At 63.2% G+C, this 21,219-nt stretch carries 17 protein-coding genes; 11 read left to right on the plus strand and 6 right to left on the minus strand.

Translation table 11 applies throughout. The annotated features are described in order from the left end of the window. The first annotated feature begins 7 nt into the window (after positions 1 to 7). From ACVC5H_RS11250 to ACVC5H_RS11280, 7 genes are all read left to right on the plus strand, one after another. Entirely contained in the window at positions 8 to 1,657 is a 1,650-nt protein-coding gene (locus ACVC5H_RS11250; RefSeq protein WP_489622372.1) for a methyl-accepting chemotaxis protein, read from the plus strand. A gap of 213 nt (positions 1,658 to 1,870) precedes the next feature. After that, positions 1,871 to 2,416, plus strand: a complete 546-nt coding sequence (locus ACVC5H_RS11255; RefSeq protein WP_489622373.1) for an iron transporter — start codon at positions 1,871 to 1,873, stop codon at positions 2,414 to 2,416. Positions 2,417 to 2,521: 105 nt separating this feature from the next. Further along, complete coding sequence (locus tag ACVC5H_RS11260) at positions 2,522 to 2,875, plus strand: cupredoxin domain-containing protein (RefSeq protein ID WP_489622374.1); 354 nt, start codon at positions 2,522 to 2,524, stop codon at positions 2,873 to 2,875. A 56-nt stretch (positions 2,876 to 2,931) separates the two neighbouring features. Then, positions 2,932 to 3,810: an FTR1 family iron permease gene (locus tag ACVC5H_RS11265; protein ID WP_489622375.1), complete on the plus strand. Its 879-nt coding sequence runs from the start codon at positions 2,932 to 2,934 to the stop codon at positions 3,808 to 3,810. Between the two features lie 57 nt (positions 3,811 to 3,867). Continuing rightward, positions 3,868 to 5,205, plus strand: coding sequence for a 4Fe-4S binding protein (locus ACVC5H_RS11270; RefSeq protein WP_489622685.1), 1,338 nt, complete (start codon positions 3,868 to 3,870; stop codon positions 5,203 to 5,205). Positions 5,206 to 5,367: 162 nt separating this feature from the next. Then, positions 5,368 to 5,703 (plus strand): zinc ribbon domain-containing protein YjdM, encoded by a 336-nt coding sequence (locus ACVC5H_RS11275; RefSeq protein ID WP_338715301.1) that lies wholly within the window; start codon positions 5,368 to 5,370, stop codon positions 5,701 to 5,703. A gap of 117 nt (positions 5,704 to 5,820) precedes the next feature. Next, positions 5,821 to 6,828 (plus strand): bile acid:sodium symporter family protein, encoded by a 1,008-nt coding sequence (locus ACVC5H_RS11280; RefSeq protein ID WP_489622376.1) that lies wholly within the window; start codon positions 5,821 to 5,823, stop codon positions 6,826 to 6,828. Positions 6,829 to 6,913: 85 nt separating this feature from the next. On the opposite strand, the gene ACVC5H_RS11285 is transcribed toward ACVC5H_RS11280, so the two are convergent. Beyond that, positions 6,914 to 7,963: an NADP(H)-dependent aldo-keto reductase gene (locus tag ACVC5H_RS11285; protein WP_489622377.1), complete on the minus strand. Its 1,050-nt coding sequence runs from the start codon at positions 7,961 to 7,963 to the stop codon at positions 6,914 to 6,916. Positions 7,964 to 8,156: 193 nt separating this feature from the next. Here ACVC5H_RS11285 and ACVC5H_RS11290 point away from each other — a divergent pair, with 193 nt between their 5' ends. Next, positions 8,157 to 9,437 carry an MFS transporter gene (locus ACVC5H_RS11290; protein WP_489622378.1) on the plus strand — a complete coding sequence of 427 codons (1,281 nt, stop codon included), beginning with the start codon at positions 8,157 to 8,159 and terminating at the stop codon, positions 9,435 to 9,437. Positions 9,438 to 9,456: 19 nt separating this feature from the next. Here ACVC5H_RS11290 and ACVC5H_RS11295 read toward each other — a convergent pair whose 3' ends face one another. After that, positions 9,457 to 12,660, minus strand: coding sequence for an EAL domain-containing protein (locus ACVC5H_RS11295; RefSeq protein WP_489622379.1), 3,204 nt, complete (start codon positions 12,658 to 12,660; stop codon positions 9,457 to 9,459). Positions 12,661 to 13,309: 649 nt separating this feature from the next. On the opposite strand from ACVC5H_RS11295, the gene ACVC5H_RS11300 reads away from it, so the two are divergent. Further along, entirely contained in the window at positions 13,310 to 14,416 is a 1,107-nt protein-coding gene (locus tag ACVC5H_RS11300) for an S-(hydroxymethyl)glutathione dehydrogenase/class III alcohol dehydrogenase (protein WP_017450265.1), read from the plus strand. A gap of 10 nt (positions 14,417 to 14,426) precedes the next feature. After that, positions 14,427 to 15,278: an S-formylglutathione hydrolase gene (gene fghA, locus ACVC5H_RS11305; RefSeq protein WP_489622380.1), complete on the plus strand. Its 852-nt coding sequence runs from the start codon at positions 14,427 to 14,429 to the stop codon at positions 15,276 to 15,278. A gap of 58 nt (positions 15,279 to 15,336) precedes the next feature. Here the strand turns inward: fghA and ACVC5H_RS11310 are convergent, their stop codons facing one another. Together ACVC5H_RS11310 and ACVC5H_RS11315 are read right to left on the minus strand one after the other, a co-directional pair. Beyond that, positions 15,337 to 16,260: a Gfo/Idh/MocA family protein gene (locus ACVC5H_RS11310; RefSeq protein ID WP_489622381.1), complete on the minus strand. Its 924-nt coding sequence runs from the start codon at positions 16,258 to 16,260 to the stop codon at positions 15,337 to 15,339. A gap of 43 nt (positions 16,261 to 16,303) precedes the next feature. Continuing rightward, positions 16,304 to 17,293 (minus strand): aldo/keto reductase, encoded by a 990-nt coding sequence (locus ACVC5H_RS11315; RefSeq protein WP_489622382.1) that lies wholly within the window; start codon positions 17,291 to 17,293, stop codon positions 16,304 to 16,306. A gap of 111 nt (positions 17,294 to 17,404) precedes the next feature. On the opposite strand from ACVC5H_RS11315, the gene ACVC5H_RS11320 reads away from it, so the two are divergent. Further along, positions 17,405 to 18,322: a LysR family transcriptional regulator gene (locus ACVC5H_RS11320; protein WP_489622383.1), complete on the plus strand. Its 918-nt coding sequence runs from the start codon at positions 17,405 to 17,407 to the stop codon at positions 18,320 to 18,322. Positions 18,323 to 18,341: 19 nt separating this feature from the next. Here the strand turns inward: ACVC5H_RS11320 and ACVC5H_RS11325 are convergent, their stop codons facing one another. Both ACVC5H_RS11325 and ACVC5H_RS11330 read right to left on the minus strand, forming a co-directional pair. Then, positions 18,342 to 19,916 (minus strand): DHA2 family efflux MFS transporter permease subunit, encoded by a 1,575-nt coding sequence (locus tag ACVC5H_RS11325; RefSeq protein WP_489622384.1) that lies wholly within the window; start codon positions 19,914 to 19,916, stop codon positions 18,342 to 18,344. A gap of 47 nt (positions 19,917 to 19,963) precedes the next feature. Then, positions 19,964 to 21,184 (minus strand): EmrA/EmrK family multidrug efflux transporter periplasmic adaptor subunit, encoded by a 1,221-nt coding sequence (locus tag ACVC5H_RS11330; RefSeq protein ID WP_489622385.1) that lies wholly within the window; start codon positions 21,182 to 21,184, stop codon positions 19,964 to 19,966. Positions 21,185 to 21,219: the final 35 nt, after the last annotated feature.

A 21,219-nucleotide genomic window follows, 5' to 3' on the forward strand; every position in this document is an offset into this window, starting at 1 on the left:
TTCCATCATGACCATTACCAAGCGCCTCATTCTCACTCTCTCGACAGCCCTGGTGGCGCTGCTGTTCGTCGGCGCCGACGGACTCTGGCAATTGCAGCGTGCCCAGCAGCGGCTGGAGCTGATCCAGAACCGCATCATCCCCGGCATGGACAGCCTGAACCTGCTCAAGGGCTACCTGGCCGATTCGCGCCTGGCCGGCTATCGGCTGTCGGTGTTTGCCAACCTGCCCGACAAGACCGCGCTGCAGAAGGCGGTCGATGCCTCCAACAAGGCACTGGATGGGGAATTCGCCCACTATGAGCGCGACCTGATTTTCGATGACAAGGACCGTGCCCTGATCCAGGCCGACAAGGCCAATATCGAGGCTTACCGCAAGGCCCTGGTGCCGTTCTTCGCGGCTGCCTATGCCAATGACATGGATGGCGTGCGCGCTACCCTCCAGGCCGGTACGCCCCTGGCGCTGTCGGCTGCGGCTGCCAAGAAGGGCTTTGAGGATCACATCCTGATCGGCCGCCAGATGATCGACACCATCAAGCAGGAGAGCGACGACGCCTACGCCTTCGCCCTGCGCGCGATGATCGCGGTCATCGTGGTGGCGGTGCTGCTGACGGCGGTGCTGGGGATCCGCACGCTGCGCAGCGTCACGCGCAGCCTCGGCAACATCCAGCAGACCTTCGAACACGTCAGCCAGACGCTGGATCTGTCGCGCCCGGTGCCGGTGGAGCGCATGGATGAAATTGGCCGTACCGCCGCCGCTTTCAACAAGCTGCTGGCCCGCATCGTCGAGGTGGTGGCGACCACCCGCAGCTCCACGGATTCGGTAACCGTGGCCGCCCGCCAGATCGCCGCCGGCAACGCCGACCTGTCGGCGCGCACCGAGCAGCAGGCCGCCGCCCTGGAAGAAAGCGCTTCCAGCCTGGAAGAACTGACCTCGGTGGTCCTGCAGAACACCCAGAACGCGCGCCAGGCCAATGAACTGGCGCAATCGGCCTCGCACATCGCCTCGCAGGGTGGCAGCGTGGTGCGCCAGGTGGTCGATACGATGAACTCCATCAATGCCTCTTCGCGCAAGATCGTGGACATCATCGCGGTCATCGATGGCATTGCCTTCCAGACCAACATCCTGGCCCTGAATGCCGCCGTGGAAGCGGCCCGTGCCGGCGAGCAGGGGCGCGGCTTTGCCGTGGTGGCCTCGGAAGTACGTTCGCTGGCCCAGCGCTCGGCCGCCGCCGCCAAGGAAATCAAGGAACTGATCGATGATTCGGTCGATAAGGTCGATAGTGGCAGCAGGCTGGTCGAACAGGCCGGCTCTACCATGAGCAATATCGTCGATAGCGTCCAGTTGGTGACCCAGATCGTGGGCAACATCGCCGATGCCAGCGAGGAGCAGAGCGCCGGCATCACCCAGGTCAACCAGGCCATCGCCCAGATGGACCAGGGCACCCAGCAGAACGCCGCGCTGGTGGAAGAGGCCGCCGCAGCAGCCCAGGCCCTGCAGGTGCAGGCCGAGAAGCTGGAGAGCGTGGTGGCGGTGTTCCAGCTGGAGGGACGCGCCGGGGCGAGCTTGCGCAGCGTGGAAGTGAAGCCTGCTGCCAGCCGCGTCCAAGTGCCGGCCACCGTGGCAGTGCACCAGGTGGCCGAGATGGCGGAGTTCTGATCGCCTGGGCGGGCCGCTGGCGGCCGCCTGCGGCAAGCCTTGCCGCCTACCTGCAGCGCCCGGTTTTCACCGGGCGTTTTTTATTTCTGCATGTTTCTACCTATCCGGTCAGCATTGTTGTGAATGATTGCACCAAAGGGCGGGCATCAGTTGTCCCAAAGGGTGATATACTTAATGCTAATCATTATCATTTGACCACCAGGAGAATATGCAATGATCGGTTTCAAGAAACTGGCTGTGGCCGCAGCGCTGAGCCTGACCTTCGCCGGCGCCGCCTCGGCTGCCGAGTACCCCATCGGCAAACCGCAGATCCAGAACGGTATTGAAGTCAGCGCCGTCTACTTGCAGCCCGTCAAGATGGAGCCGGACGGCATGATGCGCAAGGCCGAAGAATCCGACATCCACCTCGAAGCCGACATCCACGCCGTGGCCAAGAACCCCAATGGTTTCGCCGAAGGCGACTGGATGCCCTACCTGGTCATCAAGTACGAACTGACCAAGGTCGGTTCCACCAAGTCCATCAAGGGCGACATGATGCCCATGGTCGCCAACGACGGTCCGCACTATGGCGATAACGTCAAGCTCGAAGGCCCTGGCAAGTACAAGCTGAAGCTGATCATCTCCTCCCCGCAGGCCAATGAACACGCCCACTTTGGCCGCCACGTCGACAAGGAAACCGGCGTCGGCCCGTGGTTCAAGACCTTCGAACTGAACTACGACTTCACCTTCGCCGGCATCGGCAAGAAGGGCGGCTACTAAGCCGGTTCCTGGATCGCCTGATCCAGGCCGCAAGCCCGTATTACGACGCCGGCCTACGCCACCATGGCGGGCCGGCTTCACCGTTTTCAGAGTTCCGGAGTCTTCATGATCGCAAGAATCGTTCGACTGATCTGCCTGTCCTGCTTGTCGTTGGCAGCCCTGGCCATGGCGGGCGTGGGCGCGCAGGCCTCCGACCTGCCGACCTTCAAGCTGGAGATGCAGGATGGCAAGCTGATCCCGCCGCGCATCGAAGTGCCGGCCGGGCAGCGCATCAAGATCGAAGTGCACAACATCGGCAAGTCCGCCGCCGAGTTCGAAAGCGTCGAACTGCGCAAGGAAAAGGTACTGGCACCGGGTGCGCAGTCCTTCGTGGTGATCGCCCCGTTGCGTCCGGGCGAATACAAGTTTTTCGATGACTTCCACCTCAACATGCCGCAAGGCGTGATTGTCGCCAAGTAAGACGCGGCACACGCAGGCGACAGGGAAGTTCAGGTTTTCAGGAAGGGAAGGGTTTCATGGGACAGGTCATGTTCATCGTCTGGCGCGAAAGCGTCGAGGCGCTTCTGGTGGTCGGGATTCTGTATGCCTGGCTGAAGAATGGCGACGCCGGCGCGCGGCGCGGCATCCCCTACCTGTGGGGCGGCGTGGTCGCCGGGGTGGTGCTGGCGGCAGCCCTGGGCGCAGCCCTGCTGGGCTTTTCGGAACTGCTCTCGGGTGACGCCCAGACCTACTTCCAGATCGCCATCGTGTTGATTGCCGCGGTGCTGATCGTGCAGATGGTGTTCTGGATGCGCAAGCATGGCCGTACCCTCAAGAAGGAAATGGAAAGCTCCATGCAGTCCAGCTATGAAAGCGGCAACTGGTGGGGCGTGTTCGTGCTGGTGATGCTGGCCATCGCCCGCGAAGGCAGCGAGACGGCGGTGTTCCTCTACGGCATCGGCCTGGGCCAGCAGGACGCCAGCACGGCTTCGCTGGTGCTGGCCGGGGCGATCGGGTTTGGCCTGGCCTTCCTGACCTTCTACCTCCTGCAACTTGGCGGCAAGATCTTCTCCTGGCGCCGTTTCTTCCAGGTCACCGAGGTGATCCTGCTGCTGCTGGCGGCGGGTCTCCTGGTGACGGGCGTGGAAAAGCTCTTCGACGTGCTGCTGGAAAGCTCCGACATGCTGGCCTCGGCCAACTGGACCATGACCCTGACCGGCCAGCTCTGGGATACCTCGGCCCTGCTGGATGATTCGTCCACGCTGGGCAGCCTGGTATCCACCCTGACGGGCTACCGTGCCCGTCCGGCGCTGCTGTCGGTGATCGTCTATGTCCTCTACTGGGCTGTGGTATGCTCGGCCCTTTATCGAAAACCCAAGCCTGCGCCCCAGGGCAAAAGGCAAGAAGCAGCCTGAAGCCCGATGACGACCTGTACGCAATCGCCGACTCTGCTCACGCGTACCGGAGACTGGATGCGCCGCCATGGCGCATTCATCCGAGGCCTGCAATGGATCGTGGTAGCCGTCTACGCGTTGCTGATCCTGGTCCCGGTGTTCCTCCCGCTGCCTGACGAGACCGCCCATCTCTGGTCCAACCTCACCCTGATCGCCCAGTTCGCCTTCTGGGGCATCTGGTGGCCTTTCGTGCTGGTGAGCATGGTCTTGATGGGCCGCGTGTGGTGTGGCGTGCTGTGTCCGGAAGGCGCGCTCACCGAATTCGCCAGCCGCCATGGACGCGGACGCGCCATCCCCAAATGGGTGCGCTGGGGCGGCTGGCCCTTCGTGGCCTTCGCCCTGACCACCGTCTATGGCCAGATGGTCAGCGTTTATCAGTATCCCAAGGCCGTGCTGCTGGTGCTGGGTGGCTCCACCGTCGGCGCCATGATCATCGGCTACCTCTATGGGCGCGACAAGCGCGTGTGGTGCAAGTACCTGTGCCCGGTCAATGGCGTCTTCGGCCTGCTGGCCAAACTGGCGCCGGTTCACTACAAGGTGAATGAAGACGCATGGCGCGCCTCCTACCATCCCGAACACAAGATCATTCCCATCAACTGCGCACCGCTGGTCCCCCTGCGCAATATGAAGGGTGCTTCCGACTGCCATATGTGCGGCCGTTGCAGCGGGCACCGTGATGCCATCGCCTTGAGCTTCCGTCCGCCAGCGGTGGAGGTGGTGCAGTTCGGCAAGACCCAGAACAACCTCTGGGAAAGCGCCCTGGTGCTCTATGGCCTGCTGGGCATCGCCATTGGTGCCTTCCATTGGACGGTGAGTCCCTGGTTCATCGCCATCAAGCAGGACATCGCCACCTGGCTGATCGACCGCGACATCATGTGGCCCTTCGGCACCCAGGCGCCGTGGTGGCTGCTGACCAATTATCCGCAGCAAAGCGACGTCTTCACCTGGCTCGATGGTGCCATGGTGGTGGGCTACATCCTCACCACCGGCCTGGTGCTGGGCACCGGCGTGGCGCTGATGTTCGGCCTGGCCACGCGCCTGCTGGGCAAGTGGGAGTGGAGCCGCTTCAACCACCTGGTGCAGGCCCTGATCCCGCTGGCGGGCTGCGGCGTCTTCGTCGGTCTCTCGGCCACTACCATCAGCCTCTTGCGCGCCGAGCACTGGCCGGTGTACTGGGCCAACGACGTGCGAGCCGCCTTGCTCGGTGCCATGACCCTGTGGAGCCTGTGGCTGTGCTGGAAGGTGGTGGCACGCCACGCCACTCATTGGCTGCAGCAGGTACTGGCCATGCTGCCCTTGATGGGCGGTCTGGCGCTGGTGAATACGGCCTGGTGGCTGATGTTCTGGGGCTGGTAAGGACGTTTTTGCCCCTGTCCCATGAAGGAAAGCGGCAGGTTTGCTAGCAAGCCTGCCGCTTTTATTTGCGCTTTATTTGATTGGCAGGGCTTGGATTTATAGCGCAGTTAGGCTCTGAAGCAGTACAATCGCTGCCTTTTCAAGCCAATTGCCGGAGTTTTCATGAGCACCTTGCCCGCCTGTCCCCAATGCCAGTCCGAATTCACCTATGAGGACGGCGGCCAGTACGTCTGCCCCGAATGTGCCCACGAATGGAGCGCCCAGGCCGCGCCCGCCGAAGAGGCCCGCGTCTGGCGCGATGCCTCGGGCAACGTGCTGCAGGACGGCGATACCGTTACCGTCATCAAGGACCTGAAACTCAAGGGGGGTGGCGGCGTGGTCAAGATGGGCACCAAGGTCAAGAACATCCGCCTGGTCGACGGCGACCATGACATCGACTGCAAGATCGACGGTTTCGGCTCCATGGGCCTGAAGACCGAATTCGTGCGCAAGGCCTGAGGCAGCGCCCGCGCCGGGAGGTTGCCCTGCAAGCCAGGGCTGCTCTCACGTAGAATGGCGGTTTGCCCGCAGCGTCCACGGTGCGGGCGACCTGATCACGACAACAATCCGACCGCCATGGCCCGTCCCCGTTTCCTGCCCGATAACATGACCCTGATGCTGCTGGCCGTCGTGCTGACCGCATCCTTCCTTCCCTGTACCGGCCAGGTGGCCGAGGCCTTCGATGGCCTGACCACCTTCATGATCGGCCTGCTGTTCTTCATGCATGGCGCCAAGCTCTCGCGCGAAGCAGTGATCGCCGGCTTCACGCACTGGAAGCTGCATGTGACGGTATTGCTGTGCACCTTTGCGCTGTTCCCGCTGATAGGCCTGGCCTTGAAGCCGCTGCTGCTGCAATTCATCACGCCCGAGCTGTACCTGGGCTTGCTGTTCCTGTGCGTGCTGCCCTCTACCGTGCAATCCTCGATCGCCTTCACCTCGGTGGCGCGCGGCAATGTGCCAGCGGCGATCTGCGCGGCCTCGGCCTCCAACCTGCTGGGCATCTTCCTGACGCCGCTGCTGGTGGGCGTGCTGGTGGTGGCCCATGATGGCGACGGGCATTCCTCGCTCGATTCCATCCTGAAAATCGTTTATCAGTTGCTGCTGCCCTTCGTGGCCGGCCAGATCGCGCGTCCCTTCATCGGCCGCTGGGTCGAGCGCAACAAGTCCTGGCTCAAGTTCGTCGACCAGAGCTCCATCCTGCTGGTGGTCTACGTGGCCTTCAGCGAAGCCGTGGTGCAGGGCCTGTGGCATCAGGTGCCGGTGACGATGCTGTTGGCGCTGCTGGTCATCAATGCGGTGCTGCTGGCCATCATCATGGGCTTCACCACCTTCGGCAGCCGCCGCCTGGGCTTCAACAAGGAAGACGAGATCACCATCGTCTTCTGCGGCTCAAAGAAGAGCCTGGCCTCGGGCGTGCCCATGGCCAAGGTGCTGTTTTCCAGTGGCGCCATCGGCATGGTGCTCTTGCCGGTGATGCTGTTCCACCAGATCCAGCTGATGGTCTGTGCCGTCATGGCGGCCCGCTATGGTGCCCGCGAAGAACAGGTACAGGCCGCCGTGGCCACCGAAAGCAGCGGCGACTGATCTCTCGGCTACACGCATCACACCCCGATTAAAAAAACCGGCTCAGCCGGTTTTTTTATTGCCTGTACTGCTTGTCCGGTCCTGCTCAGGGTGCCGGATTGGGCTGCCTGCGATGAATCGCCTCGATCCCGGCCAGCACCTCGTCGCTCAGCTGCACCTGGGCGCTGTCGATGTTGCTGCGCAGTTGTTCCAGCGTGGTTGCACCGATGATGTTGGAGGTCAGGAAGCGGCGGCTGTTGACGTAGGCCAGGGCCATCTGCGCCGGGTCCAGTCCGTGCTGGCGGGCCAGGGCGACGTACTCGGCGGTGGCGCGTTCGGCTTGCGGATTGGTGTAGCGCACGAAGCGTTCGAACAGGGTCAGGCGGCCACCGGCCGGACGCGCGCCGTCCAGGTACTTGCCGCTGAGCATGCCGAAGGCCAGCGGCGAATACGCCAGCAGGCCGACCTGCTCGCGATGGGCGAATTCGGCCAGGTTGACTTCGAAGCTGCGGTTGAGCAGGTTGTACGGGTTCTGGATGGTGACGATGCGCTCCAGTCCGTGCTGTTCGGCTGCGCGCAGGAATTGCGCCACGCCCCAGGCGGTCTCGTTGGACAAGCCAATGGTGCGGATCTTGCCGGCCTTCACGAATTCGGAGAGCACCGTCAGGGTTTCCTCGATGGGCACCGTGGTTTCATCCTCCACGTGCTCGTAGCCGAGCTGGCCGAAGCTGTTGACGCTGCGGTCCGGCCAGTGCAACTGGTACAGGTCCACGTGATCCAGTTGCAGGCGCTCCAGGCTGCCATGCAGGGCATCGGTCAAGCCCTTGCGGTCGAGGTCGTTGATGCCGCCACGGATGTGGCGCGGGTTGTGCGGCTTGCGGGCCGGGCCGGTGCACTTGGTGGCGATCAGCAACTGGTCGCGCTTGCCGGATTTCTTCAGCCAGCTGCCCAGGTAGCGCTCGGTCAGGCCTTGCGTTTCCGCCTTGGGCGGGACCGGATACATTTCGGCGGCGTCGATCAGGTTGATGCCGCGCTCGACGGCATAGTCCAGTTGCGAGTGGGCATCGGCTTCGCTGTTCTGTTCGCCCCAGGTCATGGTACCCAGCGTGATGAGGCTGACCTTGAGGCCGGTGCGGCCGAGTTGGCGATACTGCATGGAGTTCTCCTTGTGATGCGCAGGCAGGTGCGGGTCCTGCCGGCTGGCGCGGGATCGGGTAGTATAGCGGCGCCCGTCCTGGCTTGCAGGGCAGGGCCGCAGCGGCACCAGAACCGCTCGCGCCAGGGCCGGCACTTGTACGCACAGGCCGGACTCCACAACGCCAGAACGCCCGTATTCCCATCCACGAGACATGTCATCCACTTCCCCTAGCACCAACCCTGATGAGGCCGCCGAGCCGCTGCAGCCCCTGCGCCATCACACTCCCTTCAAACTCTTCTGGTGCGCCAGCGTGGCCTCCACCATTGCCTTGCAGATGCAGATCGTGGCGGTCGGCTGGCAGGTCTACCAGCTCACCCATAGTGCCTTCGACCTGGGCATCGTGGGCCTGGTGCAGTTCATTCCTTCGCTGATCCTGGTGTTCGTGGTGGGCCACGTGGCCGACCGCTTTGATCGCCGCAACGTGGCCCGCGTGAGCGCGCTGGTGGAGGCGGCGGCCGCCGCCACGCTGGCAGCAGGCAGCCTGGGCGGCTGGCTCAACCGGGAAATGATCTTCGCCATCGTGGCCGTCATCGGCGCCGGCCGGGCCTTTTCCAAACCTACCATGTCGGCGCTGCTGCCCAGCCTGATGTCACCCAGGGCCTTGCCGGGTGCCGCGGCGGGTTCGGCGTCGGCGACCCAGTTCGCCATCATCATCGGTCCGGCCTTGGGCGGCTTTCTCTACGTGGCGGGGCCGGCCGTGGTGTATGCCAGCAGTTGTGCCTTGTTCGTCTCATGCAGTGTGCTGCTGTCGCTGATCCGGCGTCCGGCGCAGGCTTCACCTGCCGAAGCTGCGCCGGCCAAACCGACCGGGGCCAGCCTCTCGTCGGTATTTGCCGGGCTGGCCTTCATCCGCAGCAAGCCCGCCATTTTCGGTGCCATCTCGCTGGATATGTTCGCCGTCCTGCTGGGCGGCGCGACCGCCTTGCTGCCGGTTTATGCCAACGACATCCTGCATACCGGCGCGGTCGGCCTGGGTCTCTTGCGCTCCGCGCCGGCAGCCGGTGCCTTGATCGTGGCGTTGCTGCTGGCACGTTTTCCGCTGGGCGGCAGGGTAGGGAGGACCATGTTCATTGCGGTGGGCGTGTTCGGGCTGGCCACCATGGTCTTTGGTTTGTCGCGGTCCTTCCCGCTCTCGCTGGCGGCGCTGGCGGTGCTGGGTGCGGCCGACATGATCAGCGTGGTGGTGCGCTCCTCCTTCGTCCAGCTGGAGACGCCCGATGCCATGCGCGGCCGGGTCTCGGCCGTCAATTCGGTCTTCATCGGCACGTCCAATCAGTTGGGTGAATTCGAATCCGGACTCACCGCCGCTTGGTTCGGCGCCGTGCCGGCGGTACTCATCGGCGGAATTGGCACGCTCTTGATCGTGGTGCTGTGGATACGCCTGTTCCCCTCGCTCTATCAGGTGGATCGCCTGTCGGCGCGCAGTTCCTGAAAGCGTCACCCCGCAGGGCTCAGGGCGGATCGCCCTCGGTCACCAGCATCTGGCTGTCCCGGCGCGCGGCCTGTTGCTGCACCTGCAGCATCTGCAGGAACTGCGCGCAGGGTACCGGCTTGCTGAAGTAATAGCCCTGGTATTCATCCGAACCGAATTCACGCAGGGCCTGCAACTGCTTCTCGGTCTCCACGCCTTCGGTCACTACCTTCAGGTTCAGGGCGTGGCTCATGGCAATGATGGCTTGCACGATGGCGCTGCTGTTGGCGTCGTCGGGGATGTCGTTGATGAAGGATTTGTCGATCTTCAGCGTATTGACGGGGAAACGCTTGAGGTAGGCCAGCGAGGAATAGCCGGTACCGAAGTCATCGATGGAGATGGTGAAGCCTTCTGCACGGATGCCATCCATGATGGCAATGGCGCGGTCGCGGTTGTGCATCACCATGCTCTCGGTGATCTCGAATTCGAGGCAGGCCGGTGGCGTACCGTGGCGCTGGACCACGCTCTTGATATCGTCCAGCAAGCGCGCGTCACCGAACTGGCTGCCGGTCAGGTTGATGGAAATGCGTCCGCACACCAGGTCGCGTTCCAGCATCAGCCCGATGTCATGGCAGGCCACATCCAGCACGGCCAGGCCGATCTGGTCGATCAGCCGGGTTTCTTCGGCCAGCGGAATGAATTCCCCAGGCGGCACCAGGCCGCGCACCGGATGCTGCCAGCGCACCAGGGCCTCGGCGCCGACGATGACGCCGCTGGCCAGGTTGATCTTGGGCTGGTAATGCACCACGAATTCGGCACGCTCGATGGCACGGCGCAGTTCGGCTTCCAGCGCGATGCGCTCCACCGTATTGGTGTTGACCTCATCGGAGAAGAAGCGATAGTCATCCTTGCCATGGTGCTTGGCGCGGTACATGGCGATGTCGGCGTTCTTGATCAGGGTCTGCGCATTGTCGCCATCGCCGGGATAGGTGGCGATGCCGATGCTGGCTGAGAGCATGGCTTCCTGGCCATCGATGATGAAGGGCTTGCGCGCCTCGGCCAGCAGCTTCTGTGCGATCTCGCCCAATTGTAGCGGATCGTCGAAGTCATCCACCAGCACGATGAATTCATCCCCGCCCACGCGCGCCAGGATGTCCAGTTCGCGCAGCGTACTGCGGAAACGCAGGGCGATTTCCTGCAGCACCGCTTCGCCGGCTTCGTGGCCGAAGGTATCGTTGATGTTCTTGAAGCGGTCCAGGTCCATCAGCAGCACCGCCACCATGCCGTCGCGGTGTTCCGCGTGGGTGATCGCATTGGAGACGTGCTGGGTGCAGAGGAAGCGGTTGGGCAGGCCGGTCAGCTCATCGTAGTGCGCCAGGTGGCGGATGCGCTCGTCGGCGCGGCGGCTCTCGATGGCCACGCTAGCCAGGTCGGCGGCGATGTTGGCCAGTTGCAGGTATTCGTTGCTGGGCGCCTGGTTTTCCTTGAGCAGGGCGGCAAACACGCCCAGCAGCTGGCCTTCCTTGCCGATGATGGGCCAGGCGCCGCAAGAGGGGTAGATTTCCACATCGATGAGCACCCGCAGATGCTCTGTTACCGGATCGCGGGCGATATCAGTGACGATGCAGGGTCCGCGCCGCAAGGCCGCTTCGGCGGCGACGCCGCAGCCATGACGGATCGGCATGCCCTGCAGGGCGCGCAGCAGCCGCGGCGGGTAGCGCTTGCTCAATACCGAGGTGAAGTGCGAGGCCTGCTCGTTGACCAGCATCACGCTGGAAGCGCCATAGGGAATCTGGGCATCGGCAAAGCCGACGATTTCATTGAGGATGGTATCGAGGTCTTCATCGGCCATCACCATGTGCAGGACCCGGTTCTGTTCGCTCTGCAGCAGCTCGGCGCGCTTGCGTGCGCTGATGTCGCGCAGGATGGCGAAGATCGCATAGCCGCGCTCGAATTCGGCGCGGTTGAGGGTGACGTCGGTGTAGATGATCTTGTTGCGGCGTACCGTCACCCATTCGAACTGCTGCGGCTGGCCCGACAGGACGCGCCCGACCAGTTCGTCGATGTCGGGCTGGTCGGGCTGGTGCGCCTTCTGGCGCGAGAACAGCCCAACCTTGCGGCCGATGATGCGCTCCTTGTCGGGCACGCCGAAGAAGCGCAGCGCCGCCGCATTGCAATCCAGATAGCGCAGCTCGGAAGAGATCAGCACGATGGGATCACTGCCTTCCTCGTAGAGCTTGCGGTAGCGGTATTCGCTGGACGACAGCGCATGGTCCAGGCGTCGCTGGTAGCGGTAATACACCAGGAAGGCAATCAACGCGATGAGGATGAAACCGAGAATGCCGGTGGCCAGCAGGATGCGGTTTTCGGTACGGCTGCGCCAGGGTGCCAGCACGTCTTCCATGCGCCGTGCATAAACCGCCACCAGTGACCATTTGTCCAGCCGCTTGTAGGAGAACAGCAGGGGTTCGCCGGTCAGATATGAAATCTCTTCAAACGTGCCTTCCTCCGCCCCGGCGCGGATGCGCGCCATGCTCCTGGCGTCGGTCAGGCTGACGCTGAGCCAGCGCTCCTCGAAGGGCGAACGCAGCATCATTGAGCCGCTATCGGTGCGCAGCGAGACGATGGCCTCGAAATTGGTGATGCGCTTGTAGAAGTCGAAGAAGGTCGAGGCCTTCAGCTCGGCCACCAGGAGACCGACAGGCCGGTTGCTCCCGTCGTAGAGGTTCATGGCCACCGGCAGCACCAGCTCGCGGTTGTAGCGACTGCGCATGAGCTGGCCCACGAACAGGTTGGGCCGCGCCGGATTGCCATCCACGTGGGTCAGCTTGCCGTCTTCCGGAATACTGGTCGTATCGAAGGTGCGCAGCGAACTTGCGCGGGTATGGCCGTTGCGGTCGATGTAGCGCACCACCATCACGGTGGGCAGGCGCTGCTGTGCCTCCGACAGCAGGCGGTACAAGGCCTGGTCATCGTCCAGCAGATCGGGACCGGCGCTATGGATGTGCTCGGCAGTGGACCAGAGCATGCGGTCCAGCTCGCCAAATACCCGTTCGGCGTGTTCCTGCACGCTGCGTACGGCCGCCATTGAGCTAAAACGCTCGGCGTCGATGGTCAGCTGGCGGTCCTGGCGGATCTCCCACCAGGTCTGCACGACGATGAACGACCCGACGAAGCCCACGAACAGCAGCAAGGTCTTCAGGGTGTTGCCTGGGCGTCCCGGCGATTTGTTCTGTTTTCCCATGTGACCGATATCACATCACCTGTCATCACCTGTCATTAGGCAGCAGACAGCTGCCGTCCCTTGGCCCGCCAAGATGCCGGACGGCTGCTTCGACAGCCTTCGTACGCAATTCGCGCGTTCCCTGCACCCGCGCAACGATGGCCCTGCGACCTGGCCGAAATGATCTGCCATGTCGCAGCAGCAAGCCACAGGCACTCACCCGGTGTGAATGCCGATGCAAAAGTTACGTGGATGCCCCCACTTGTTGATACGCGAGATGCTCACACGCCATCTCGTCTCCTGCTGCGCCTTGACAGCGCCTGTCCTTGCTTTGTGTACTTGTTTTGCGTTGATCAGTAGCCGACTTGCCCGCCACGTTCATCGTTTGTTTTGTAGCAACCTTACCGCAAGCCAAAGGCTTTGTCATCCAGCCCGCAACGTCGCCGCAACGCGACAGTGTGATTTTCATGCGAGACGTGATTTTTCACTTGTTACGATATCAACAGGAAGACGTAAAGCCTCACTCATGCGTTTTCGTTTGCAATGCGATAATACCGTCCAGACAGCAAGTTCATTGGCAACATCGTTTTTACTGAATTTTCCTGACGGCACGCGGCGTGCCGGCCAGGCGGTTTTACTTCACATCCCATCAAGCAAAGGACCCATCCCTATGAAGACAAGAGCAGCGGTAGCATGGCAGGCAGGCAAGCCCTTGACCATCGAGGAAGTCGAACTCGGCGGCCCCAAGGCCGGCGAAGTCCTGGTCGAGATCAAGGCCACCGGCATCTGCCACACGGACTACTACACGCTCTCGGGCGCCGATCCGGAAGGCATTTTCCCGGCCATTCTCGGCCATGAGGGCGCGGGCGTGGTAGTCGACGTCGGCCCGGGCGTGAAGTCGCTGAAAAAGGATGATCACGTTATTCCGCTGTACACCCCCGAATGCCGCGAGTGCAAGTTCTGTCTCTCTCAGAAGACCAACCTGTGCCAGGCCATCCGCGCCACCCAGGGCCGTGGCCTGATGCCGGACGCCACCAGCCGCTTTTCGCTGGATGGCAAGCCCTTGTTTCACTACATGGGCACCTCGACCTTCTCCAACTACATCGTCGTGCCAGAAATCGCCCTGGCCAAGATCCGCTCCGATGCGCCTTTCGACAAGGTGTGCTACATCGGCTGCGGCGTGACCACCGGTGTGGGGGCGGTGCTGTTCACCGCCAAGGTGGAAGCGGGCGCGAACGTGGTGGTGTTCGGCCTGGGCGGCATTGGCCTGAACGTCATCCAGGCGGCCAAGATGGTGGGGGCCAACAAGATCATCGGCGTGGACCTGAACCCGGCCCGTGAATCCATGGCCCGCAAGTTCGGCATGACCGACTTCATCAATCCCAAGGACGTGCCCAACGTGGTCGATGCCATCATCGGCATGACCGATGGCGGCGCCGACTACAGCTTCGAGTGCATCGGCAACACCACCACCATGCGCCAGGCGCTGGAGTGCTGCCACAAGGGCTGGGGCCAGTCCATCATCATCGGCGTGGCTGCTGCCGGCCAGGAAATCTCCACCCGTCCGTTCCAGCTGGTGACCGGACGCGTCTGGAAGGGCTCGGCCTTCGGTGGCGCACGCGGCCGCACCGACGTGCCCAAGATTGTCGACTGGTACATGGAAGGCAAGCTCAACATCGACGACCTGATCACCCACAAGCTGCCGCTGGAGCGCATCAATGAAGGTTTTGACCTGATGAAGAGCGGCGAATCGATCCGCTCCGTGGTCGAGTTCTGAGGAGAGCGCGATGCTGGAGACCCTCTCCGAGCACGGCTGCTTTGGCGGCGTGCAGGGCTTTTATCGTCATGCTTCGCCCGCCATCGGGCTGAACATGCGCTTTTCGGTCTTCGTGCCGCCCCAGGGCAGCCAGGGCGGTGCGAAGCTGCCCGTGCTGTTCTACCTGGCCGGCCTGACCTGTACCGAAGAAACCTTCATGATCAAGGCCGGCGCGCAGCGCGTAGCGGCCGAGCTGGGCATGATCCTGGTGAGCAGTGACACCAGCCCGCGCGGCGCCGGCATCGCCGGGGAAAGCGACCACTGGGATTTCGGCGTGGCGGCCGGTTTCTACCTGGACGCCACCCAGGCGCCCTGGAGCCAGCACTACCGCATGGAAAGCTATGTGGTCGAGGACCTGCGCCGGGCCGTGCTGGAGAACTTCCCGGCCGACCCGCAGCGCATGGGGATCTTTGGTCACTCCATGGGCGGACACGGGGCGTTGACGCTGGCCTTGCGTCACCGCGAGCTGTACCGTTCGGTCTCGGCCTTTGCGCCGATTGCCGCGCCGGTGCACTGCCCTTGGGGACAGAAGGCCTTCAGTCACTACCTCGGTGGGGATCAGGAGAGCTGGCAGGAGCATGACGCCAGCGAGCTCATGCGCAAGCTGTATGCGCCTTTCCCGCAGGGCATCCTGATCGATCAGGGGCTGGTGGATAAATTCCTGATCGAGCAGTTGCTGCCGGAGCGTTTCGAGGCCGCTTGCAAGGAGGCGTCACAGCCGCTGAGCTTGCGTCGGCATGCAGGATATGACCACGGGTATTACTTCATTGAGAGTTTTATGGAAGATCATTTGCGCTTCCATCATGCGAACTTGATGGGTTGAACAGTCCGTCCGCAAAGCGACTATCGGGAAGCCGCAATTGCCCGATAGTCGCGTTTTTTTATACGAACGCGTCCGTGACGATATGCTCCCCCAGCATGAACGCATCGGCCACATGCCGCAGCGGCGCCACGTCCACATCCGAAGATCCACTCCGGATCAATTTGCAGAAGTAGGCATACAGCGAGGGATACTCGCCCTCCACCGGCAGTTCGCACGGCGCACCATTGATCGACAGTTCATGTCCGCCCTTTTTCAGGTGGAGCTGGGTGCTGTCGGTCTCGATGAGGATGTCCCAGGTCTGTTCACCGGTCTGGCGCCAGTCGAAGTCGGCCTGCACGTCGGTGCCCAGCGCGTCGGTGAAGCCCAGGCGTGCGGCGATCGGCGTCTGGCGGTTCGACGGCACTTCCAGTGCAGCCTGCTTCAGGAACATGGCCTGCGGCAGAATCTCGGTGACAATGGACAGGGCATTGATGCCCGGATCGAATACGCCCAGGCCGCCCGGTTGCCAGATCCATTCCTGGTCGGGATGCCAGTGGCGCACGTCTTCGCGCCAGATCACCTTGACCTGGCGCGGCGCATGTTCCTGCAGATGGCGCTTGACCACCTGCACGGCAGGTGCATGGCGCGAGTGCCAGCTGGCGAAAAGTGTCACGCCCTGTTCGGCCGCCAGGTTCTTCAATGATTCGACCTCGGAGAGGGTAGCGCCGGGCGGCTTTTCGAGGAAGACATGCTTGCCCGCGCGCAGGGCTTCACGGGCCGCTTCATAGCGGTACTGCGGTGGCATGCACAGCGAGATGGCCTCGATGGCCGTGCCCGAGGCCAGCATCTCTGCCATGGTCTTGTAGGCGGTCACGCCCTCGATGCTGTTGTTGCGGCTGGCGGTGGCCACCAGCTGGAAATCCCCGTTGCCGCTGATGGCAGGGGCGTGCTGGTCATAAACGATCTTGCCGACGCCAGCGATGGCGAGCTGGATGGGTTTCATGGTGTCCTTGGTTATTGTTGATGACATGAAGCGGGGCCACAGATTACCAGCGTTGATGCACGTGCGGGGCAATGTCATGCAGATACAGTTCACGCAGCGCCTGCATCACCTCGGCTGTCATCGGCGGGAGCGCACTGGCGGCGCTGTTGGATTGCGCCTGCTGCACGTTGCGTGCGCCCGGGATGACGGTGCTCACGCCGTTTTCCATCAGGATCCAGCGTAGCGCAAATTGCGCCATGGGCACCCCCTCCGGCAGCAGCGTGCGAATCTTCTCCACGGCCGCCAGGGCCACGTCGTAAGGTACGCCCGAGAAGGTCTCGCCGACATCGAAGGCTTCGCCATGGCGGTTGAACTGGCGATGGTCGTCAGCGGCAAAGGTGGTCTGTGCGCTCATCTTGCCGGTCAGCAAGCCCGAGGCCAGCGGCACGCGCGCGATGACGGCAATGTCGCGCCGCTGCGCTTCCTGCAGGAACAGGGAAATCGGGCGCTGGCGGAAGATGTTGATGATGATCTGCACCGATTTCACGTTCGGATATTCGATGGCCTTGAGCGCTTCTTCCACCTTCTCTACCGACACACCGTAATGGCGGATCTTGCCGGCCGCAACCAGATCGTCCAGATGGCCGAACACTTCCGGCTGGTAATACACCTCGGTAGGCGGGCAATGTAGCTGTACCAGATCCAGGCAATCCACCTCCAGGTTCTGCAGCGAACGGTCGATGAAGGCAATCAGGTTTTGCTTGCTGTTGTAGCCGCTGGCCACATGCGGCGAGAGGCGGCGGCCGGCCTTGGTGGCGACGAACGGGCGCTCGCCGCCGCGTTCCTTCAAGACCTGGGCAATCAGCTGTTCGGAGCGGCCATCGCCATACACGTCGGCGGTGTCGATGAAGCTCACGCCCGCGTCCAGCGCAGCGTGCAGGGCAGCCTTGGCATCCTGGGCCGACACGTCGCCCCACGAGCCACCAATGGCCCAGGCGCCAAATCCGATTTCCGATACTTGCGCGCCAGTGCGGCCAAAGCGTCTTGATTTCATTTCCGTCCTCCTTCAATGCCTTTTAAAGCAGTAGTTATACCGCCTCACACGCGCAAGGGCGGCTGGTTTAAGATGAGCCTGATTCATTTTAGAAGTGATTGAAATTCATCCATGTCCCTGCTCGACCATATCGATTTTTCCGACCTGCGGGTGTTCGTCACCATCCTGCGCACGGGCAGTTTCAAGGCGGCCGCGATCCAGCTGGGCCTGACGCCTTCGGCCACCAGCCACGCCATGAAGCGGCTGGAAGAGCGGCTCGATACCCAGTTGCTGTACCGCTCCAGCCGCGCCATCTCGCCCACGGTGGCCGGCAGCGAACTGGCGTCCAGGCTGGAGGAGGGCTTCGAGCAGATCGCGGTAGCGCTGAGCCATCTGGAAAGCTCGGCAGAAGGGAGCCTCGGCGAGCTGCGCATCAACGTCTTCGCCGACGCCGCCCATCTGCTGATCGAGCCGGCCATTCCCGAGTTCGTGCGGCAATGTCCCAAGGTCAAGCTGACCATCGTGGTGGATGACAAGCCCATCGATATCGTCAGCGAAGGCTATGACGCCGGCATCCGCTACGGCCACTATGTGCCCGAGGGCATGGTGACCGCACCCCTGACGCGGGCGCATCGCTGGGTGGCCGCGGCCTCGCCCGCGTACCTGGACCGGCACGGCCGGCCGCTCACGCTGGACGACCTGGCGCAGCATACCTGCCTGCAACTGCTGCTGGGCGACAATTCGAGCTACCAGTGGGAATTCGGAAAAGGCAAGTACAGACGGCGCATCCGCGTGCCGGGCCTGGTGACGATCAACAATACTGCCGCCACCATCGCGGCGGCCAAGGCCGGGGTCGGTATTGCCTATCTGTTGGAGGGAAGAATCAGCCGGGAAATCGACGAGGGATCGCTGGAAGTGATCCTGGAGGAATGGGCTGCGCCCAGCGAGCCCTTTCACATGTACTACAGCAACCGGCGTCATGCGCATCCGGCCCTGCGCAAGCTGATCGACATCATCCGCCTGCAGCACGGTTTGTCCCGGCTGCGCTAGCCGGGACAAAGCACGATCATCAGTGTGCGGCCGAGGCCTCCGCCGCGCCGGCACCGCCCTTGGAGGGCTTGATGATCCAGATCAGCGGAATGATGACGATGAAGATCACCGCCGAGATATAGAAGATGTCGTTGATCCCCAGCATGGCCGCCTGGAAGGTGATGGTCCGCTCCAGCATCCCGGCCGTCTGTTCGGCATTCAGGCCGAGCGTGCTGCTGAGGTTGTTGACCGTCTCCTGCAACCAGGGGCTGTACGGCGTGGCGTGCTCGGTCAGCTGGGCGTGATGCAGGATGGTGCGGTTGTTCCAGGCGGTGGTCGAGATGGAGGTGCCGACCGCGCCGCAGAACACCCGCACGAAGGAAGACAGGCCGGCGGCAGCCGGGATGCGCTCCGGTGGCAGGCCCGACAGCAGCAGCACCGTCAGCGGTACGAAGAACATGGCCATGGGGATGCCCTGCAAGAGCGTCGGCAGGATCACGGTCATCTGGTCTACCTCCAGGTTGTAGCGCGAGCGCAGCCAGAACACGATGGCAAAGCCGATGAAGGAAGCCGTGGCTACCTTGCGCGCATCCACCAGGGGCAGGAATCGCCCGATCAGCGGCATCAGGATCACCGCGAAGACCCCGATGGGCGCGGTCGACAGGCCCGAGTCGATCGAGCGATAGCCCAGGTATTGCTGCAGCCATTGCGGCAGGATCACCAGGTTGCCGAAGAAGACGCCGTAGCCAATGGAAATGGCAATGGTGCCCCCGGCAAAATTGCGCCGGCCAAACAGGCGCAGGTCCACCACAGGGTGATCATTGTTCAGTTCCCACACCACGAAGTAGGCAAAGGCGATGAACGCGATGATGCCCAGCGTGACGATGGTGGGCGAGGAGAACCAGTCCAGGTCCTTGCCCTTGTCCAGCATGATCTGGAAGGCCGCGACCCAGGTCACCAGCAGCGCCAGGCCGATCTTGTCGATGGGCAGCTTGTGAGTCGGGGTCTCGCGCGAGCGGTAGATCGCCAGCGTGATGCCGGCCGCGATCAGACCCACGGGCACGTTGATGTAGAAGATCCAGGGCCAGGTGTAGCTGTCGGTGATCCAGCCGCCCAGCGCCGGACCGGCCACCGGGGCCACCACTGCCGTCATCCCCCACAGTGCCAGCGCGAAGGAGGATTTCGATTTGGGGTAGGCCCCCAGCAGCAGCGACTGCGACAGCGGCACCATGGGGCCGGCTACCAGCCCCTGCAGCACCCGGGCGGCCAGCAGGATGGGCAGCGTGGGTGCCAGTCCGCACAGCCAGGAGGCCAGCACGAACAGCAGCACCGAGCTGACGAACAGACGCACCGCGCCCAGCCGCTGGGTCAGCCAGCCGGTCAGCGGGATCGAGATGGCATTGGCGGCGGCAAAGGAGGTGATGACCCAGGTGCCTTCGTCGACCGACACGCCCAGGTTGCCCGAGATGGTCGGAATGGCGACGTTGGCGATGGAGGAATCCAGCACGTTCATGAACACCGCCAGCGACACCGACAAGGTGCCCAGCACCAGGCTGGCGCCGGTCAGCGGTGGCGGTGGCGTGTAGGGTTTGGGGGGAGTGGGGCTAGTGGCCATGGAGCTCAGTCATTGTCCAGTGGAGGTCCTGTGAGGGCAGCATCGGTTCAGGTATGCGGCACCATCACGGGTGCGCCTGCAGCCTTGCTCTTGTGTGGCTGCGGCAAGCCGCTGGCGTTGTCGCTGATGATGCGGTCGACGATGGCATCGGCCTGCTTGCCGAGGTCGTCATAGACATTGGTCTGGTAATTGGTCGGTACCGCTTCCAGGGCACGGCCGTCGCCATGGATGTCGACGGTGGCGGTGGTGGACAGGCCAATGCGCAGCGGATGCGCGCGCACCTGTTCCGGATCCAGCGCGATGCGCACCGGCACGCGCTGCACCACCTTAATCCAGTTGCCGGTGGCGTTCTGCGCCGGCAGCAGCGAGAAGGCACCGCCAGTCCCGGCCGAGAAGCCGATCACGGTGCCCTTGTACTTGACGCTGGAACCGTAGACGTCGGCCACCACTTCCACCGGCTGGCCGATGCGGATGTGCTGCAACTGGCTTTCCTTGAAGTTGGCGTCGATCCAGATCTGTTCCAGCGGCACGATGGCCATGAGCGGATTGCCGGCCGCGATGCGCTGGCCGACCTGCACCGAGCGCTTGGAGACGAAGCCCGAGACCGGCGCCACGATGTTCACGCGGGCATAGTTGAGATAGGCATTGCGCACGGCCGTGGCGGCCTGCAGCACGTTGGGGTGCTCGGTCACGCTGGTGTGATCGGTCAGGGCACGGTTGGCCGCTGCGGCCGCACGCGCCTGGTCCAGCGCGGCCACGGCACTCTTGACGGCATCGCGGGCGTGCGAGACGTCTTCCTGCGAGACCGCGCCGGAGGACAGGCCGGCCTGGCGGCGCTGCAGGTCTTCCTGCGCACGCGCCAGGCTGGTGTCGGCGGCGGCCACGTTGGCGGCCAGGGTGTCATTGTTCAGGAACAGCTGGCGCGTCTGGCGCACCGCCTGGGCCAGTGCGGCCTGCGCCTGATCGAGGGCCAGCTTTGTATCAGCGGCATCGAGCGCGACCAGCGGCTGGCCGGCCTTGACCACCTGGGTATCGTCGGCTTTCACGGCCACCACGGTGCCGCCAACCTGGGCCGAGATCTGGACCACGTTGCCGCCGACGTAGGCGTCATCAGTTTCTTCGAAAAAGCGCGCATGCAGGAACCAGTACAGGAAACAGGCTGCGGCGATCACCAGCAGGACCAGGGTCAGCAGGAACAGCTGGCGCTTGCGCTTGCCATTCCCGTTGCCGTTGGTTTGCGGATTTTGTTGGGTGGTGCTGTCACTCATGGAGGACTCCGTTCAATCTCTTTGTAGTCGGTCGA

The sequence above is a fragment of the Herbaspirillum sp. Her3 genome (assembly GCF_057961275.1).

Coding starts and splice junctions, on each gene's coding strand:
- ACVC5H_RS11250 (WP_489622372.1), top strand. CDS start 8: ATGACCATTACCAAGCGCCTCATTCTCACTCTCTCGACAGCCCTGGTG.
- ACVC5H_RS11330 (WP_489622385.1), bottom strand. CDS start 21,184: ATGAGTGACAGCACCACCCAACAAAATCCGCAAACCAACGGCAACGGG.
- ACVC5H_RS11325 (WP_489622384.1), bottom strand. CDS start 19,916: ATGGCCACTAGCCCCACTCCCCCCAAACCCTACACGCCACCGCCACCG.
- ACVC5H_RS11320 (WP_489622383.1), top strand. CDS start 17,405: ATGTCCCTGCTCGACCATATCGATTTTTCCGACCTGCGGGTGTTCGTC.
- ACVC5H_RS11315 (WP_489622382.1), bottom strand. CDS start 17,293: ATGAAATCAAGACGCTTTGGCCGCACTGGCGCGCAAGTATCGGAAATC.
- fghA (WP_489622380.1), top strand. CDS start 14,427: ATGCTGGAGACCCTCTCCGAGCACGGCTGCTTTGGCGGCGTGCAGGGC.
- ACVC5H_RS11290 (WP_489622378.1), top strand. CDS start 8,157: ATGTCATCCACTTCCCCTAGCACCAACCCTGATGAGGCCGCCGAGCCG.
- ACVC5H_RS11300 (WP_017450265.1), top strand. CDS start 13,310: ATGAAGACAAGAGCAGCGGTAGCATGGCAGGCAGGCAAGCCCTTGACC.
- ACVC5H_RS11255 (WP_489622373.1), top strand. CDS start 1,871: ATGATCGGTTTCAAGAAACTGGCTGTGGCCGCAGCGCTGAGCCTGACC.
- ACVC5H_RS11270 (WP_489622685.1), top strand. CDS start 3,868: ATGCGCCGCCATGGCGCATTCATCCGAGGCCTGCAATGGATCGTGGTA.
- ACVC5H_RS11295 (WP_489622379.1), bottom strand. CDS start 12,660: ATGGGAAAACAGAACAAATCGCCGGGACGCCCAGGCAACACCCTGAAG.
- ACVC5H_RS11275 (WP_338715301.1), top strand. CDS start 5,368: ATGAGCACCTTGCCCGCCTGTCCCCAATGCCAGTCCGAATTCACCTAT.
- ACVC5H_RS11310 (WP_489622381.1), bottom strand. CDS start 16,260: ATGAAACCCATCCAGCTCGCCATCGCTGGCGTCGGCAAGATCGTTTAT.
- ACVC5H_RS11260 (WP_489622374.1), top strand. CDS start 2,522: ATGATCGCAAGAATCGTTCGACTGATCTGCCTGTCCTGCTTGTCGTTG.
- ACVC5H_RS11285 (WP_489622377.1), bottom strand. CDS start 7,963: ATGCAGTATCGCCAACTCGGCCGCACCGGCCTCAAGGTCAGCCTCATC.
- ACVC5H_RS11280 (WP_489622376.1), top strand. CDS start 5,821: ATGGCCCGTCCCCGTTTCCTGCCCGATAACATGACCCTGATGCTGCTG.
- ACVC5H_RS11265 (WP_489622375.1), top strand. CDS start 2,932: ATGGGACAGGTCATGTTCATCGTCTGGCGCGAAAGCGTCGAGGCGCTT.